An 18,603-nucleotide genomic window follows, 5' to 3' on the forward strand; every position below is an offset into this window, starting at 1 on the left:
TCATTGTGTATTTTTTACGATACGATTGATATGAATCATGAGATAGAGTAGCTCATCTTCTGTGCTCTCTATTCCTAAAGCTTGATAAATGAGGGTGGCGATTGAAGTCGCGCAAGCATAAATGCTAGGAAGTGTGTCTTTCATGGTGCGAAATAGGGTATCATTGCTATCTACAAACTGCTCTTCCTTTTGAATTCTTTTGATGTAATAACGTAAGTGCATTACAAATCGATTGTAATGGAATTCTTCTCTATTCAATGTGAGTTGAAACTGATTTTCAATTATTTCAGAGCTTAATCCAATGAGTTCTTCCACATTCGGCTCATCCTCATCTATTGCTATTTCTTCCTGTGCATTGACAAAGTGCATGGCGATTGTTGTAATTTCAGATTCAGGTAAAGTAATCAACAAACGTTTTTGAACCAGCTGCACAGTATATCTGCCCAATTGAGTTTCGCGAGGATAGAGTTGCTGAATATCATAGGAAAAAATTAATTTTAAATCTTTGAAATTTTTCATCCTAGTAATCGCAAAATGTAAATGATCGGCTAAACTAAATACCATATTCGGGTTTAATGTTTTATGAAGCTCAAACTGAGCCGTTTTAACAATTTCAGCACTAATTTCTAAAATATCTTGTGGAATTTCCATGAGTAACTGATGATAATGTGCATTTAATTGGTAAAAGGTCATCGAAATCTTGCTTAAATCTGTTAACTCATAAGGCATTTTGGGAAAACCAATGCCAACTCATAAGGCATTTTGGGAAAACCAATGCCGTTTCCAAATGCAACCAATTCATGTCCATTTGCGTCTAGACAAACAGCAACATTATTGTTTATTTTTTTGATTATTTTCATAATAAACATCTTGATTAACGTGTAATCATAATCCTCCTTCCTTTTTTTCTAAACAAAAAAACTCTATTTGGGCATACTAAACCAAAGAATAATCACCTCATTCTTATGGTAATGCCTCCAAAAAGAGTTACAATCCATGTTCTATTTTATTGGGTAAAGTATATCATATGAAACAAGCGCTTTCAATAGTAGGAAGTAAATACTTTGCTATTTCCTTTTTTGAAAGAAAAATGGGTGTATATATGATGTGTTCGCTGGTTAACCTTTTTTCAAAGACAAGAATAGTATAGAGGAAGCGAATAGTGAGTTAGGCTAAGCTTGCATCAAATCATGCAATAAATGATAGACAAGTGGAAATAATCTGAAGCCGTCCTCTGCTAAAAAATGTCTGCCTCACTCTGGTTGAATAAAAAATGATGACTTGTTTTCTTTTCATAAGAGGTGGGCAATTAAACCAATAAATAGGGAATTGCAAGATGATTTGGTCATAGGCTTCTATCAACTGTTGCACTTTTTAAACATCAATTTTTCTATGGTTGGAGGTGAATAACATTCAACGTTTCATATAAAAACCTCCATAGATATCACCAAAGCTAAAATATCGTTTATCTAAAAAAGGTGAAACGCTGATGCTCATCTTAAATATGATGTGTGATTTTGGAAAAAAATAAAGATGACCATGGACTGATAAATGAGAAGCGTTAAAGATGTAGGCTTTATTGCCTCAGCAAGAAGCAATGCTGTATTAGATAGTTGATTGCAATAAAATTTGAAGACAGGTCCGTTCAACAAGTGCTTTTTTATTCTAAAGAATTTCTTAACAAAAATAAAAAAAATTGTCTTACATGAAAGCGGTAAAAATGATATTAAATTACCAGAAAATAACTCAACAAATGTCATTTAGGATAGAACGAAATACTTCTTTTTTTAGATGGGGTATAAATTAGAAAAAAATGTGATTTCTATGCAAAAACGCTAATTTCCAGTGGGTTTTAAGTGCTTATAACCACATATAAACCATTATATTGGCGATTTTATAATGTGACAAACATCTGACATTAATGTGTTAGTTAATATGACTTTTCTCATTTTTTTGAAGGTTTACATTTACATATAATGCCGTTATAATGGCTAGAATCAGGTCTATAGTAAAAGGAAGCCTTGCTGATTATTTGACCTTGTACATATATAAATCTGTGAGCTAGTTTTTCGGAAAAAAGATAAAATACGATTGTGGCAAAAAGTGTCACAAACATATTTTTCTATTTTCCTGTCAGAGCTGTACGAGCCTGCTACGCTTTTGCTGTTATCTAGCTGCACAAATCAATCCTTAGGAAAATAGATAAATTGTCAGTGAAACAAAGAACGTTTCAAAGTCAATTTCCTAATTTTCGACAGGATTAACCGATTTGTTCCGCTTTTGCTTTGAAACACAGCGAAAGAAATGAACTGATGTTGAAAAGTACAAGGTGAAGCAAAGCGGAACGTTGTTACCATATGTTATCCGGCTGCACAGGCTAACCTTTCGGGAAAAAGATAAAAATAGAATGAGACAAAAAGCGTCTCAGTCGATTTTTCCTATTTTCCTGTCAAGGTTGAACGAGCCTGTTCCGCTTTTAATGTTATCTAGCTGCACAAATCAATCCTTAGGAAAATAGATAAATTGTCAGTGAAACAAAGAACGTTTCAGAGCCAATTTCCTAATTTTCTACAGGATTAACCGATTTGTTCCACTTTTGCTTTGAAACACAGTGAAAGAAATGAACTGATGTTGAAAAGTACAAGGTGAAGCAAAGCGGAACGTTGTTACCGATATCTTATCTAGCTACGCAGGCTAGCTCTTCGGAAAAAAGATAAAATATGATTGTGGCAAAGAGCGCCACCCTCCTATTTTCCTATTTTTCTGTCAGAGCTGAACGAGCCTGCTACGCTTTTAATGCTATCTAGCTGCACAAATCAATCCTTAGGAAAATAGATAAATTGTCAGTGAAACAAAGAACGTTTCAAAGCCAATTTCCTAATTTTCGACAGGATTAACCGATTTGTTCCGCTTTTAAATTAGGAGGGATGTTTTTGATTATGAGTAAGCAATCTTCAGAAAAAGTTTTTGAAATCAAGGATCAGAAGTATCAGTATTATTCACTAGCTTCATTAGAAACAGAACAACATCAGTTCGTTTCAACGTTACCATTTAGTATTCGTGTACTGCTGGAATCGTTATTGCGGCAGGAAAATGGTGTCGGGATCACGCAAGAACATATTGAAAATTTAGCTCAATGGTCTTCAGATCATGAGAATCAAGGGGAGGTGCCTTTTAAGCCTGCTCGAGTGATCCTGCAAGATTTTACAGGTGTTCCAGCCGTTGTTGATTTGGCGTCGTTACGAAAAACGATTGCTGATTTTGGTGGAGATCCTAGGACAATCAATCCCGAAGTTCCTGTTGATTTAGTTGTTGACCATTCCGTTCAAGTAGATGTAGCTGGAGTCAAACAAGCGCTGCAGTTAAATATGAAAATGGAGTTTCAACGCAATCAAGAGCGTTATCGTTTTTTAAGTTGGGCTCAAAAAGTCTTTGATAATTATCGTGTTGTCCCACCTGCAACAGGGATTGTTCATCAAGTCAATATTGAATATCTAGCTTCTGTTGTGACACAAAAAAAACTAGAGGATGGTACAATCTTGCTCTATCCTGATACATTAGTTGGAACCGATTCTCATACGACAATGGTCAATGGATTAGGCGTTTTAGGTTGGGGCGTTGGCGGAATTGAAGCCGAGGCGAGTATGCTTGGCGAACCATCATATTTTCCAATTCCAGAAGTTGTCGGTGTCCGTTTTATCAATGAATTATCCCAAGGTGCAACGGCAACAGATTTAGCTTTAAAAGTCACACAAGTATTAAGAAAACAAAAAGTTGTCGGGAAATTTGTAGAATTTTTTGGTGCAGGTTTAGCCAGTTTGAGTTTGGCTGATCGAGCAACGGTCGCCAATATGGCACCTGAATATGGCGCAACTTGCGGCTTCTTCCCTGTAGATGATGAGACAATTCGTTATTTGCGACTAACAGGAAGGGAAGAAGAAGCGGTAGAGATTACAGAACGCTATTTAAAAGAAAATCAATTATTTTACAATCCTTTAAATGATTTAGAGCCGAATTATACCAAAGTTATCGAAATCGATTTAAGTTTGATCGAGGCAAATCTGGCAGGACCAAAAAGACCACAGGATCTTGTTCCTTTATCAGAAATGAAAAGAGCCTTTGAGCAAGTAATGAATGCACCAGAAGGCTTACAAGGATATGGATTGTCTGAGAAACAGCAGAATCAACGTGTTGCTTTAGATTTAGAGGGCGTTCGTCATGAATTAAAGCCAGGGGCAGTCGCAATTGCAGCGATCACCTCGTGCACGAATACCTCGAATCCATTTGTTATGTTAAGTGCAGGGTTAGTTGCCAAAAAGGCCGCTCAGCTTGGGTTAAACGTACCAAATTATGTAAAAACCTCTTTAGCACCAGGTTCAAAGGTTGTAACAGCCTATTTAGAAAAGGCTGGATTGCTACCTTATTTAGAACAATTAGGCTTTCATTTAGTTGGCTATGGCTGTACAACGTGCATTGGTAATTCAGGTGCACTAAAACCAGAAGTCGAAGCAGCTATCAAAGAAAATGATCTCTTAACTGCAGGTGTTTTAAGCGGAAACCGTAACTTTGAGGGGCGTATCCATCCTTTAGTTAAAGCCAATTATTTAGCTTCACCGCCACTCGTTGTTTTATATGCATTAGCTGGAACCGTAGATATTGATGTATTACATGAACCAATTGGGTTTGGTGAAAATGGTATTCCAGTTTACTTCAATGATTTATGGCCAACTCGTGATGAAATTCAAGCGTTGATCGATGAATGTGTGACACCTGAACTGTATAAACAAGAATATGCAAGAGTCTTTAGCGACAATGAAGAATGGAATAGCATTGAAACTGATGCAGAGCCTTTGTATGGTTGGGAAGAAGCATCTACTTACATTGCTAATCCACCTTATTTTTCAGGGATGACCAAAGAAAGAAAACCGAGAAAACCTTTAAAACAACTAGCTGTACTAGCCAAATTTGGCGATTCAGTGACAACCGATCACATTTCTCCTGCTGGGAGCATCCAAAAAAATAGCCCAGCAGGTCAATATTTGGTAGAACGAGGCGTTCCAGTTCGTGAATTTAACTCATATGGTGCCAGACGTGGTCATCATGAAGTGATGATGCGAGGAACGCTAGCCAATATTCGGATTCGCAACCAGTTAGTGCCCGATGTAGAAGGTGGGTATACTATTTTTATACCAACACAAGAAAAGATGGCTATCTATGATGCAGCGATGAATTATCAAAAGCAAAACACAAAGCTAGTGATTTTAGCAGGGGATGATTATGGAATGGGATCATCCCGAGACTGGGCAGCTAAAGGTGTTCAACTTTTAGGGGTCGAGGCTGTGATTGCTAAAAGTTATGAACGGATCCACCGTTCTAATTTAGTGATGATGGGTGTCTTACCCTTACAATTCAAATCAGGTGAAGATGCAGACAGTTTAGGACTAACTGGCACTGAGTTATTTGATATTGCAATCGATGAAACAAAAGGTATTTTGGATACGGTGGCTGTTACAGCAACAAAAGCGAATGGAGAAATTATTCAGTTTGAAACAATCCTTCGTTTTGATTCGGCTGTTGACATTACCTATTATCAGCATGGTGGAATCTTACCAATGGTGATTCGTAAGAAACTTCAACGTTAGTTTAGGCTAAGAAAAAATGAGATATAACGACATGAAGGTTGTTATCTTACTTCACTCTAACTATATGAGCCTGCTTCGCTTCTTGCTTTGAAGCATGCCAAGAAATACAACAAAGTCATGAGTTGATATTGATTGGTGCAAAGTGTAGCGGAACGTTGTTACCGTATGTTATCTAGCTACGCGGGCTAACTCCTTGGGAAAAAGATAAAAATAGTTTGTGATAAAAAGCACCACAATCGATTTTTCCTATTTTCCAGTCGGAGTTAAATGAGCCTGCTTCGCTTTTAATGTTATCTAGCTACGCGGGCTAGCTTCTCGGAAAAAAGATAAAAACTAAATAAGGCAAAAAGCGCCTCAGTTAGTTTTTCCTATTTTTCAGTCGAAGCTAAACGAGCCCGCTTCGCTTTTACTGTAATCTAGCTGCACGGGCTAGTCTCTCGGAAAAAAGATAAAAACTAAATAAGGCAAAAAGCGCCTCAGTTAGTTTTTCCTATTTTCCAGTCGAAGCTAAACGAGCCCGCTTCGCTTTTACTGTAATCTAGCTGCACGGGCTAGTCTCTCGGAAAAAAGATAAAAACTAAATAAGGCAAAAAGCGCCTCAGTTAGTTTTTCCTATTTTCCAGTCGAAGCTAAACGAGCCCGCTTCGCTTTTACTGTAATCTAGCTGCACGGGCTAGTCTCTCGGAAAAAAGATAAAAACTAAATAAGGCAAAAAGCGCCTCAGTTAGTTTTTCCTATTTTCCAGTCGAAGCTAAACGAGCCCGCTTCGCTTTTACTGTAATCTAGCTGCACGGGCTAGTCTCTCGGAAAAAAGATAAAAACTAAATAAGGCAAAAAGCGCCTCAGTTAGTTTTTCCTATTTTCCAGTCGGAGTTAAATGAGCCTGCTTCGTTTTTACTGTTATCTAGCTACGCGGGCTAGTCTCTCGGAAAAAAGATAAAAACTAAATAAGGCAAAAAGTGCCTCAGTTAGTTTTTCCTATTTTTCAGTCGAAGCTAAACGAGCCCGCTTCGCTTTTACTGTTATCTAGCTACATGGGCTAGTCTCTCGGAAAAAAGATAAATTATGAATGAGATAAAAAGCACCTCAGTCGTAATTTCCTATTTTTCAGTCGAGACTGAACGAGCCCATTCCGCTTTTNTATCTAGCTACATGGGCTAGTCTCTCGGAAAAAAGATAAATTATGAATGAGATAAAAAGCACCTCAGTCGTAATTTCCTATTTTTCAGTCGAGACTGAACGAGCCCATTCCGCTTTTAGATTAAGGAGGAATTGGATGGAGATTCACAAAGGTTTAGAAGGTGTAGTCGTATCTGAAACTAGAATCAGTTCGATTGTAGAAAATCAACTGCTTTTTGCAGGTTTTAATATTGATGATTTAGTTGCTGAGAATGTTCAATTTGAAGAAGTGATTTATCTATTATGGTATTTAAAAATACCGACAAAACAAGAGTTGATAAAATTTAAGCAAGAATTATCTATACAAATGCCAATATCTGATACCATCATTACGTGTTTAAAGATACAAACTCGCCAGAACCTTCACCCGATGAGTGTGTTACGGTCAACGATTTCATTATTAGGCGTGTTTGATCCAAATGCTGAAGCAACAGATGAGATTTCAGCCTATCAGCAAAGCATTTCTTTACAAGCAAAAATGCCGACGATCATTGCAGCGTATGCGCGTTTAAGAAAGGGACTGGATCCAATTCCTCCGCGAAGTGACTTGTCAATGGCGGCTAATTTTCTTTATATGTTGACTGGAGTTGAAGCAGATCAAGTACAAATAGCGGCCATGAATCAAGCGTTAGTTTTACATGCAGATCATGATTTAAATGCCAGTACTTTTACGGCTCGAGTCTGTGCTTCAACCTTGTCAGACGTTTATTCATGTATTACAGCTGCAATTGGTTCTTTAAAAGGACCTCTTCATGGTGGCGCCAACGAAAAAGTATTTGATATGTTAAAAGAAATTGATTCTGAAAATCTAAATGTAGCAGACTATCTAAATCAAAAATTAGATCGCAAAGAAAAAGTCATGGGCTTTGGTCATCGTGTATATAAAACTGAAGACCCAAGAAAAAAGCATTTGAAAAAATTGGCAAAAGAGCTAACGGGGATCACACAAAAAGAACAGTGGTATTTTTTATCTTGCCAAGTAGAGCGCTATTTAAAAGAGACTAAAGGCTTGATCCCAAATGTCGATTTTTATTCTGCAACAGTTTACCATTGTCTGGATATTGATAGTGACTTGTTTACATTGATTTTTGCTATGAGTCGAGTTGCTGGCTGGTTAGGTCATATTGATGAACAGAAAAAAGAAGACTGCTTAATTCGACCGCGCTCACATTATATTGGTCCTAAACAGCTAAAATATAGTGACTTGAATACTACATTACATTCGGGAGGCATGGAAGCATGAAACATGGGGAGAAAATTGTGTTGGAAAATGGCAAATTAGTTGTTCCTGATCGTCCAATCATCCCATTTATTGAAGGTGACGGAATCGGACCAGAAATTTGGCGGGCAGCTAAAAATGTCTTTGATATGGCTATAAACAAAGCTTATAAAGGAAAACGGGAAGTAATCTGGCAAGAAGTTTTGGCAGGAGAGAAAGCGTTTAATGAAACCAAAAGTTGGTTACCAGATGAAACATTAGAAACGATCAAAACCCATCTTGTAGCAATCAAAGGTCCATTAACGACTCCGATTGGTGGAGGATTTCGTTCATTGAATGTGGCATTGCGGCAAGAATTAGATTTATATATTTGCTATCGACCAGTCCGTTATTTTGAAGGTGTTCCATCACCGTTAAAGCATCCGGAAAAGACAGATATGATGATTTTTAGAGAAAATACAGAAGATATCTATGCGGGGATCGAGTTTCCAGCGCAAAGCGTAGAAGCCGAAAAGCTGATCACCTATTTAAAAACAGAGTTTGGTGTCAACAAGATTCGCTTTCCAGAATCATCGGCAATTGGGATCAAGCCCGTTTCTAAAGAAGGAACTGAGCGTTTAGTTCGAGGAGCGATTGAACATGCATTGAAAAATAAACGAAAATCAGTCACGCTAGTCCACAAAGGAAATATTATGAAATTTACAGAAGGCGGTTTTAAAAACTGGGGCTATGCGTTGGCTACAAATGAGTTTGGCGATAAAGTGTTCACTTGGCAAACTTACTTAGACATCAAAGATAAAGCTGGCAAGGCATCTGCTGATCAACATTTAGCTGAAGCTGAAGCGGCTGGGAAATTGATTATCAAAGACCGGATTGCCGATATTTTTTTACAAGAGATTTTACTGCACCCTGAACATTATGATGTGATTGCAACGTTGAATTTAAATGGAGACTATATTTCAGATGCATTAGCAGCTCAGGTTGGTGGGATCGGGATTGCGCCAGGTGCAAATTTAAACTTAGAAACAGGACATGGAATTTTTGAGGCAACCCACGGAACGGCACCTGAATTTGCCGGCTTAAATCAGCTGAATCCATCATCATTATTGCTTTCCGGTGTACTAATGTTTGATTATTTGGGCTGGGCTGAGGTGAGTCAGTTGATCACGAAGAGTATTGAAGAAGCTTTAGTCAATAAAACTGTAACGAAAGATTTTGCAGACCAAATGGAGGCAACTTTATTAAGTTGTTCAGGTTTTGGAGAAGAGTTAGTCCGACTTATTGAAAATAATTAAAAAGAGGATGGTGCAGGAGTATTTAACTCTTATTTCTTAGAGTTGCTTCTGCTCCCGCCGTTTATCCGAATTCCATACAGCTAGGATGTGACTCGTAGAATTATGTCTCAGCCACTTTTTTTATAACAAAAAAACCTGACGATTAATCGTCAGGTTTTGAAATTACTAAAGTTAAGTTGATTATGCTTTGTTAACGTTAGTAGCTTGAGGACCACGTTGGCCTTCTTCAACGTCGAAAGTCACTGCTTGACCTTCTTCTAAAGTTTTGAATCCGTCGCCTTGGATAGCTGAGAAATGTACGAATACATCGTTACCGTTTTCTGCAGTGATAAATCCAAAACCTTTGTCTGAGTTAAACCATTTTACTGTACCTGTTTCCATAATAAAAATCCTCCTTGTGATATACACATATTTTGCAATTACTTGAAAGGTGAAAATGTGGAAGATGTTTATTTGAAACAGCTACACATATATTACCGAACAAAAACTACACTCTTAATATAGCATATTTTACACCACTTGACCAGTAATATCTCTCTTAAAAATAAAAATTTGTTAAGAAATGAGGATTAATTGTCAAAATAAATTTATTTCTGTTATAGTATAGGAGTATTGAGCGTTAAATATGAAAGTAATGATAGAGTTATATCGTAGAAATCTATTCCGAAGGCGCAGCCTTGGAGCTGCATAGATTTGAAAGTAGGAAGGGTTCAGATTGTTTAGATGAGAATAAGGTTATCCTTACTAATAGATAGTTTTTACATGGTTTTATAGCTAAAAAATATTTAATCCACTTAATTAAAGAGCCACTCAACGTATTTGTTGAGTGGCTCTTGTCCATTGTATGCCTGAACGTTTTAGTAGCGTAGGACAGCTACTATGGTTTTTTCATCAGGAGAAGCTTTTTGGTCTAAAACAAAAACTTTTCCGCCTGTTCTAAGCACATTGTCTGTGACTTTGTTCAAAACTTTTCGACGGTCAAATTCTTCTGTCGACATGTCTGTTGTTTCATTAACAAAATTAGCAGTAGAAATGAAGAAATGAGAGACTTTTCCTTCATCAGATGCTGGTACGATATCAACAAGCTGGTCGACGAATTTTTTGTCTAACAACGAATTGTAAGTTGCAGTTTCAATGGCTTCTAATTCTTCATTGATTTTACGTGCGCCTTTTTCAATCTCTTGGAAAGAAACTTGTGCTGGAGAAAGTGCCACCGAAGCATCCGTTACGAGATAAGGATTTTTTGCGATTTTTTTAAATAATGTTTGATTTTCTGGTAAAGCATATAAGCGAATAGGTAAGTTATCAGCGTTTGTAAATGCGTCTTTTAAGTAATTATCAATCGCTTGATAGTAGTTAGTCCAGTCGATTTTTACTTCTTCATCCTTTGTATTAACACCATGATAAGCAACGCCTTCTTTTGAAGAACCATTGTAACCTGTCCCGCCCTGAATTGAGTAGTTCATACTGCCACCAGTAAGCTCGTCACCTAAAGCGCCGACAAGGTCAGTTGGTGCATCGCTAGGTAAATCGACTTTTTTTACTTGATTATTTTCAACCAAGTAAAGCTGCATAGAGTCACGATTTAAAGTCATTAAATAATAACGATAATTAAATTGATTGTTTTTGATGATACCTAGGAGATAAGGTCGATCGTCAACGTAATATTGATTGTCAACAGGTACATTTAATCGATGAATAAAAATGTCTTTCTCACTAATAATGATCGATACACTTTTTGTAGCATTACGCCAAAATGAAGCATCAGCAAGCAAAGCATCGATTTTGTCTTGAAAAGATGTCCAAGATGAATCAGTATATTTTTTCTCAAAGCGGATTTTCGCAGCCTTAGCAAAATTTTTTAAAGCCAATGAATCCTTTTCGACATCTTGATGAGCGACATGAGTATTTAGAATAAATGTTACAAAGGGACCTTGAACTTCGTCAGAGAATAGAACAGATAAATTGTCTTTTTCTTGATCTAACATAATACATTCCTCCTAATTTAAAAGCGGAACAAATCGGTTAATCCTGTAGAATATTAGTGATTGACAGTAAAACGTTCGTTGTTTCATTGACAGTGTATCTAGTTTTCTAAGGATTGATTTGTAAAGCTAAATAATATATCAGTAACAGTTCATTGGTACTAATAAAAGTGTAGCACAGGCATAAAAATGTTGGAACTAATATGATTTGGAAGAATATAAATAAAAGAAAAACGTAAAAAAACATTCTATGAGTAATTCCTCATAGTTTTTTTATGGAATACAAAATAGTCGTTCATTTTTATTTTAAGTGAGGGTGTTAACATGTCTTCATGCCAATTATCCCGAATTGGTTTTTCATACTTACTCCTACCAAGAGTAAATAACAACCTTCATTTCCACCACAGACGACGGTCGTGGTGGTTTTTTGTTTATACAAAATGAGAGTGACACTAGAATCAGAATAACTGATTTTTAGTGTCACTCTCATTGGTTCGTTTTTTGTATCACAACGCCTCAATAAATCGATTCGTCCGAAACAACCGTGCTTCCAAATTCGTCCCCAATTCAATCGCTGCATGTTGTCCTTTACCGCTAAATTTATATCGAATAGCATCCGCATTTGTTTTAGCAGCGATGTAAGAAACACCAAAATTAGCCTGCATTGTATGAATTAAACGAACATAAAGGGCACTTTCTGATATGCCAAAATGATTCGACAGCTGGGACAAATTCCAGCCTTCCTTTAAAAAGCGGAAGAATACAACGTCAGGTACAAGAATCGCAGACGCCCCAATGTTAGCCTGAAATTCATGCAGCACTTCGTTATAAGAATACTGGAGGCTACGATCTGTATCAGTAAAAACCGTATCATGTTCAGTCATATGGAACAAATAGTGTGTGATTTCATGGCTGATCGTAAAATTCTTTCTTTTTTCACTCATATTTTGATTATAGCCAATCGTGGTCTCTAAAGAGTCTTGAACGATCATACCGGAAATACGATCTCTAGCGACGCCATCAAATGGAAAACTGCGCATTGAAACGCCCTTAGATTTTACGAAATCCCAAAGATAGGAACAGTCATAATTTTCATAACCGATATTATTTGCGACCATCAATGCCGAGATATAATCGTTTATTTTATCTGAAAAACTAAGATATTCATCAATTTGCTCTGTCATCCAATAATCACGCCTTGTCGTCTTGTTTTAATTCTCGTTCACGTTCGATTTCAGATTTTCTAAAACGAAGAAAGCGATCTACTTCATCTTTCAATTCATCCACTTCATTTTTAGACAATCCATCAGTATTCATTCGAAACATAATCTGAGAGGAAAGATTTTCTTCTTGAGTTGTTGCAGAAATACCAGGTATTTCTGATCTTCCAAGTAAGTAGTCAGTAGAAACCTCGAAATAGTCAGCTACTTTTTGAATATTTTCTATTTTCGGAGAAGAAGTATCCCACCGTCTAATTTGTCCATTAGAAATCCCGGTATTTCGCTCAATTTCGGCAAATGTCACTTTTTTCTTGTCAGCAAGTTCTTTGATTCTGTAAGTTAAACTCATGTTTTTCAACCTTTCATAAGCATATATGAAAAAAATATTAGCTTTTAAGCTATTTTTAGTTGACAATTAGCTTTTAAGCTATTAAAATGTTCTTATAAGCTAATTTATCAGTGAATAGTTAGTCAAAAGCTAATCTGGCAGTTTTATTCTAAACTAGAAAACTGCCAAAAGTAGAATAGCGCTTATTTAACTATGCTTATATAATAGCGTAAAAGCTATTATTAGTCAATGGTTTAATCATATCTTAGCTAATTCACTAAATAAGAAGATAAACAAAGGAGAGGATAAAATATGCTATTATTTCCCGAAATCGATCGAAAGAAAACGAAAAAAAAGGTTCATGATTTACTGACGGCCTATCGCACATTAGTGAGAATTGCAGGTGAGAAGCATGCGCCAAAAGTAACGACCGCGTATACATTTGAAATGGATAATACGGAAGACAAATTCTCGCATAAAACTGAAGAAACAGTGGACCGAAGACATCTTGCAGAAGTTGAATTAGAAAAGATAACAGAGGCTTTGAATCAACTGGATACCTATGACAGACAACTGTTATATGATAAATACATGGACCGTAATTTTACAACAAATATCGCAATTTATATGAAACATCATATGAGTGAAAGTAAGTTTTATCGTGAATTAGATAAAGCCTTGATTCGATTTGCTGAGTCTTATGAAAGTGGGGCGCTATTGATAGAAAAGTGACATTTTTATGGGAGAGAAAAGGCAGTTTGGTCCAAAATAAATAAGTTAAAATTTAATTATGTCGCTAGTTAAAAAGTGCTCACGAAAATAAACGCATAAAGCAGTTAGTTTAAACTAGCAGATTAGCAAAGCAATAATAAGTTTGACTAAATAATGGAAAAAGGTGGTAATTATGAAAATGTTTGAGTATTTAGATCGTTTTTTAGTGGATGCAGATCACAAAGCAATTTACGTTTTAGCCTTGATTTGTATTGCTATGATGATTGATTTTTTAAGCGGCAGTTTGGCAGCAAAAATCAATCCCAAAATTAACTTTTTAAGTAAAGTAGGCATTAATGGGATTTTACGAAAAGTGGCAAGTATGGTACTGTTGATGTTCTTTATTCCTTTGGCGCCATTGATCCCAGGCGGAACAGGAGTGGGCTTGATTTATGTATTATACGTGGGGTATCTTTTAATGGAGTTAAAATCAATCTTTGAAAACTATAAAAAAATGGGGATTGGAACTGAACTATTCGAAAATTTTATCAAGAATATCAAAAATGAAAAAGAAGATGACTAACGGTCATTGCCTAATTAAGTAAAAAAATGAAACTGAGTGCAGACTTTCCTGCCGCAGTTTCATTTTTTTACGTGTCTATTTTTTGCTAGCTTTTAATGACCGAAAGAAAGTCAGCCCCAAAGCCGTCAAACATAAAATAAAGGAACCTAAGAAAGTGATTCTCATCCCAAAAATAAAGATATCAGGGCGTTCACTGATAAACGTCGTCACACGTTGACCATAAACGGCACTCATTGCGTTATACAAAATCGTTGTAGCTAAGGCAATTCCTAAAACCATCCCTAAATTGCGGGCAAACGAGTTCATGCTTCCGGCAACGCCTAAATCCTCTTTTGAAACACTACTCATAACAGTCGTATTATTGGGCGATTGGAAAAGTGCATTGCCTAAGCCCATAATGCCTGTCGCTAAAATATAATACCAAAGCGGCGTGCCTTGATTTAAAAACATATACATCAAAGACGTGATCGATAATAAAACCAAACCAGAAAAAGTTAAAAGCTTTGTCCCAATTTTATCTGTTAAAAATCCACTGATAGGAGAGCCTACTACCATCAATAAAGGAAAGACCATCATTAACAATCCAGCCTTACTTGCAGGCAACCCGCGTGCATTTTGTAAATAAAACGGAATCACAACATTGACAAAGAAGTTAGATGAAAAAATCAAGACAGCTGTAATCAAGCTCATCGTAAAAACTTTATTTTTAAAAATAGAAAAAGTGATCAATGGTTGACTGACACGTTTTTCTACTCTAATAAAAATGATAAATGAAAGTAATGCAAAGACGAATAATACTAATGATAAAGCAGCATTAAAACCGATTTCTTGACCAATAAAGATCCCACCAAAGAACGTCATAATAAATACAGCGAACAAACTAAATCCAAGCATATCAACTTTTTTTCCGCTTTTAGTAATATCTTTTGGTAAAAATTTTTCGCCAATCAAAATTGTGATGATCCCAACTGGAACATTGATCCAGAAAATATAAGACCATGAAAACTGAGAAAGAATCAACCCGCCGATTCCAGGCCCTGCAATTGAACCCAGCGAAACGAAAGCGCCGATCGAACCTAATGCGCGGCCGCGTTCTTTAAATGGAAAGACTTCTGTAATGATCCCAGAATTTGCGGCCATCGTCATACTTGAGCCAATTCCTTGAACGATTCGTGCGAACAAAAGAAAGGTCAGCGATTGATTGAAGCCACATAACAGCGAACCGACCGTAAAGATCACGGTGCCGATTCGATAGACTTTAATCTTACCAAAACTATCCCCAATTTTTCCAAACAGTAATAAACAAGCACAGACGATCATCAAATAAATCGAAACGATCCATTCTGATTGATTCATCGGTACATTCATATCTTTTGAAATGGTTGGTAAAGCTATATTGACGATACTGGCATCTAATGTAGACATAAACGTAAACATCGCGACCGAAACCAAAATCCACCAGCGATTTTTTTGTACTTTTGCATTTTCTTGAAAACTATTGATTGTTTCCATTTATCCATCTCCTCAAAAAGTATAAATGATCCGCTATTATCATACTCCTTTTTTGAAAAAAATGTCAGTGAAAAAATCATGAAAATGATTCTATTCATCAAAGTCTCGGGAGAAAGCAAGGAGCTAATCAGTTTATTGTAAAATATAGGGCTATGTGGTTCGTTTTATTTTTTTCTTCTGTTACAATAGGAAGAGAATAACTGTACTAAAATGTGTCATTTTTTGTTATACTTTTTAAGTGAAGTCAAATGGTGAGAAAGTGCCATCTGTCTCAGTAATGATTTAAAGAGTTGTAAAACAGGTTGATTACCCAGGAAAAATAAAATCTTGATCGTTACAATCATGATGGTCGTCGAACAACTGTATGAATGCTCAAGAACATAGATTTTTAATCTAGCTAGACAAACGAAGACTCTCGGAAAATATCTGAATAAACGACGTATGATACAAAGCAAGTCTCATTGTCGATTTTCTGATGCTTAACTAATTAATGGTTTGGACTGCTTTTTATGAGGAGGATATTATGGCTACGAAACATGATCAAATATTAAAATACATTGAAGGGTTACCGATTGGCGACCGCATTTCAGTTCGAAGCATCGCAAAAAATCTTGGGGTCAGTGAAGGAACTGCCTATCGAGCAATCAAGGATGCTGAAAATATCGGTTTGGTTTCAACAATTCAGCGTGTGGGCACGATCCGGATTGAACGAAAATTAAAAAAACATATTGAAAAATTAACATTTGGTGAAGTCGTTCGAATCATCGAAGGAGATGTTTTGGGTGGTTCTGCTGGGCTGGATAAGGTGTTAAATAAATTTGTGATCGGCGCAATGACAGAAAAAGCGATGACACGATATATTACACCAGGTTCCTTGATGATCGTCGGAAATCGTCAAGGTGTTCAGAAATTAGCACTAGAAAATGGTGCTGCTGTTTTGATTACCGGAGGTTTTGATACGGAAGTTGAAATTGCTGAATTAGCTGATGAATTAGAGATGCCAGTGCTAAGAACAACTTATGATACGTTTACCGTAGCTACCATGATCAATCGGGCGTTGAGTGATCAGCTGATCAAAAAAGATATTATGCTAGTCAGCGATATCTATACAACGCTAGAAAAAACAAATTACCTATTTTCGACGAATACGATTGCTGAGTACCAAAAACTTTCGGAAAAGACGCATCATTCACGTTTCCCAGTAGTGAATAAAAGCTTGCGTTTAGTCGGGATCGTCACGGCTAAAGATGTTTTAGGAAAAACAGAGACCTTAACAATGGATAAAGTCATGACCAAAGATCCAATCGTTGTGAAAAAAATGATGAGTGTTGCCAGTGTCAGTCATCAAATGATTTGGGACGGATTGGAAGTAATGCCAGTTGTCGAGGATGATTTATCTTTAGTTGGCTTTGTTTCCAGGCAAGATGTGATGAAGGCGATGCAGTTGGTTCAACGACAACCGCAAATTGCTGATACGATTTCTGATCAAATTTCCGGTGAGGTAATGCCGATCGAAGAAAGTAATAAAGCGAGCGAACCTCAATTTAAATTTTCAGTAACACCTCAAATGGTCAACAGTGTCGGAACGATTTCCTTTGGTGTATTAAGTGAAATAATTGCCAATGTAACACAGCGGACAATGATTACGAATCAAAGAAGAAATGTTCTGATCGAGCAGATGAGTTTGCATTATCTACGTTTGATTCAGTTGGAAAGCGAGTTGAATATTCGTCCAAGAGTTTTAGAAATCGGACGCCGTTCAGCAAAACTGGATATTGAAGTTTATTTGGAGAACGCCCTTGTTGCTAAAGCAATTGTTGTTTGTCAAGTGATGGAGCGTACTTAGGAGGATATAGAATATGGATGTTGTAAAAGATATTTTAACAAAAATCAAAGCATATCAAACGATTATCATTCATCGTCATCAAAGACCTGATCCAGATGCGATTGGTTCACAAGCAGGATTAGCAGAAATTTTGAGGATGAGTTTTCCAGATAAAAATATTTATCAGGTAGGTGGTCCTGTTGAGGGCTTGGAGTTTTTGGCTGAAATGGATGAAGTCTCTGATGAGATGTATCAAAATGCTTTAGTGATTGTCACTGACACAGCTAATTCTCCAAGAATCAGTGATGATCGTTATAATTTAGGCGCAGAATTGATCAAAATCGATCATCATCCAAACGATGACCCTTATGGTGATTTAGTCTGGGTCAATCCCAAGGCAAGCAGCTGTAGTGAGATTATTGCAGACTTTCATCATCTTAATCAAGAGGAGCTGACTATGAATAATAATGCTGCTCGGTTGTTATATGCAGGAATCATTGGTGATACTGGTCGATTTTTGTATCCTGCAACTACACCGCACACGTTAGAGGTAGCAGCTGAGTTAATGACCTATGATTTTAACGCAGCAGCATTAAATCGTGAATTAGAACAAATTCCGATGAGTGTCGCTAAATTAGCTGGCTATGTGTATCAAAATATTAACGTAGATGAGTATGGAGCAGCTTTCGTGATACTGCCTCAATCTTTACTTAATGATTATGGAATCGTTGATTCAGAGACTGCTGCGATCGTGCCATTACCAGGTGTGATCGATGAAGTTTTAGCATGGGGCATATTCGTAGAGCAACCAGAAGGCTATTATCGAGTACGTTTACGTTCAAAAGGACCTGTGATCAATGAGCTAGCTAAAAAACATCACGGAGGCGGTCACCCACTAGCCAGTGGTGCTAATGCTAAAAGCCAAGATGAAATCGATGATATTTATAGTGAGCTTCAGCAGCTGTGTAAAGAATATAAAAAATAACAACTGAAAGCATTTACATTTATCGTGACATCCGTTATACTAAACTTAGTTAAATAGCGGATAGTGATTGTTTAAGACAAGCTAAACCTGATTGTGCCAAATAACTTTATTTGGTGTAG

The 18,603-nt window shown here is 36.7% G+C and carries 14 protein-coding genes and 1 pseudogene; 8 read left to right on the forward strand and 7 right to left on the reverse strand.

Annotated features, from left to right (window positions below; translation table 11 throughout):
- Together RV15_RS01315 and RV15_RS19140 are read right to left on the reverse strand one after the other, a co-directional pair.
- Positions 1-860, reverse strand: a pseudogene (locus RV15_RS01315) (PRD domain-containing protein).
- A 328-nt stretch (positions 861-1,188) separates the two neighbouring features.
- Positions 1,189-1,371, reverse strand: coding sequence for an NAD(P)H-dependent oxidoreductase (locus RV15_RS19140; RefSeq protein WP_071876265.1), 183 nt, complete (start codon positions 1,369-1,371; stop codon positions 1,189-1,191).
- A 70-nt stretch (positions 1,372-1,441) separates the two neighbouring features.
- Between RV15_RS19140 and RV15_RS19145 the strand changes: the two genes are divergently transcribed.
- From RV15_RS19145 to icd, 4 genes are all read left to right on the forward strand, one after another.
- Positions 1,442-1,531, forward strand: coding sequence for a winged helix-turn-helix transcriptional regulator (locus RV15_RS19145; RefSeq protein ID WP_217265793.1), 90 nt, complete (start codon positions 1,442-1,444; stop codon positions 1,529-1,531).
- Positions 1,532-2,939: 1,408 nt separating this feature from the next.
- Positions 2,940-5,642: an aconitate hydratase AcnA gene (gene acnA / locus RV15_RS01325; protein WP_071876266.1), complete on the forward strand. Its 2,703-nt coding sequence runs from the start codon at positions 2,940-2,942 to the stop codon at positions 5,640-5,642.
- Positions 5,643-6,918: 1,276 nt separating this feature from the next.
- Entirely contained in the window at positions 6,919-8,064 is a 1,146-nt protein-coding gene (locus RV15_RS01330) for a citrate synthase (protein ID WP_071876267.1), read from the forward strand.
- Positions 8,061-9,335, forward strand: a complete 1,275-nt coding sequence (icd, locus tag RV15_RS01335; RefSeq protein WP_071876268.1) for an NADP-dependent isocitrate dehydrogenase — start codon at positions 8,061-8,063, stop codon at positions 9,333-9,335. Before RV15_RS01330 ends, icd begins: the two co-directional genes overlap by 4 nt.
- Positions 9,336-9,515: 180 nt before the next feature.
- On the opposite strand, the gene RV15_RS01340 is transcribed toward icd, so the two are convergent.
- The 4 genes from RV15_RS01340 to RV15_RS01355 all read right to left on the reverse strand — a co-directional run bounded on the left by RV15_RS01340 (position 9,516) and on the right by RV15_RS01355 (position 12,889).
- On the reverse strand, positions 9,516-9,716 hold the full coding sequence (locus RV15_RS01340) for a cold-shock protein (protein ID WP_010760878.1): 201 nt from the start codon (positions 9,714-9,716) through the stop codon (positions 9,516-9,518).
- A 476-nt stretch (positions 9,717-10,192) separates the two neighbouring features.
- On the reverse strand, positions 10,193-11,323 hold the full coding sequence (locus RV15_RS01345; RefSeq protein WP_071876269.1) for a baeRF6 domain-containing protein: 1,131 nt from the start codon (positions 11,321-11,323) through the stop codon (positions 10,193-10,195).
- 503 nt (positions 11,324-11,826) lie between these two features.
- Positions 11,827-12,504 carry an ImmA/IrrE family metallo-endopeptidase gene (locus RV15_RS01350; protein WP_071876270.1) on the reverse strand — a complete coding sequence of 226 codons (678 nt, stop codon included), beginning with the start codon at positions 12,502-12,504 and terminating at the stop codon, positions 11,827-11,829.
- Between the two features lie 7 nt (positions 12,505-12,511).
- Complete coding sequence (locus tag RV15_RS01355) at positions 12,512-12,889, reverse strand: helix-turn-helix domain-containing protein (RefSeq protein WP_071876271.1); 378 nt, start codon at positions 12,887-12,889, stop codon at positions 12,512-12,514.
- 291 nt (positions 12,890-13,180) lie between these two features.
- Here RV15_RS01355 and RV15_RS01360 point away from each other — a divergent pair, with 291 nt between their 5' ends.
- Positions 13,181-13,600: an ArpU family phage packaging/lysis transcriptional regulator gene (locus RV15_RS01360; RefSeq protein WP_071876272.1), complete on the forward strand. Its 420-nt coding sequence runs from the start codon at positions 13,181-13,183 to the stop codon at positions 13,598-13,600.
- A gap of 178 nt (positions 13,601-13,778) precedes the next feature.
- Positions 13,779-14,162: a phage holin family protein gene (locus RV15_RS01365; RefSeq protein WP_071876455.1), complete on the forward strand. Its 384-nt coding sequence runs from the start codon at positions 13,779-13,781 to the stop codon at positions 14,160-14,162.
- A 75-nt stretch (positions 14,163-14,237) separates the two neighbouring features.
- Here RV15_RS01365 and RV15_RS01370 read toward each other — a convergent pair whose 3' ends face one another.
- A complete protein-coding gene (locus RV15_RS01370) occupies positions 14,238-15,674 on the reverse strand; it encodes an MFS transporter (RefSeq protein ID WP_139242954.1) in 1,437 nt (478 codons plus the stop codon).
- A 523-nt stretch (positions 15,675-16,197) separates the two neighbouring features.
- On the opposite strand from RV15_RS01370, the gene RV15_RS01375 reads away from it, so the two are divergent.
- Both RV15_RS01375 and RV15_RS01380 read left to right on the forward strand, forming a co-directional pair.
- Positions 16,198-17,520: a DRTGG domain-containing protein gene (locus RV15_RS01375; protein WP_071876273.1), complete on the forward strand. Its 1,323-nt coding sequence runs from the start codon at positions 16,198-16,200 to the stop codon at positions 17,518-17,520.
- Positions 17,521-17,533: 13 nt separating this feature from the next.
- The gene (locus RV15_RS01380; protein WP_071876274.1) at positions 17,534-18,484 is read left to right on the forward strand and encodes a DHH family phosphoesterase; all 951 of its coding nucleotides are present in this window, start codon (positions 17,534-17,536) and stop codon (positions 18,482-18,484) included.
- The last annotated feature ends 119 nt before the right edge of the window (positions 18,485-18,603 follow it).

Origin of the sequence: Enterococcus silesiacus (genome assembly GCF_001886225.1) — a bacterium.
In the GTDB taxonomy this organism is placed as follows: Bacteria; Bacillota; Bacilli; order Lactobacillales; family Enterococcaceae; genus Enterococcus_L; species Enterococcus_L silesiacus.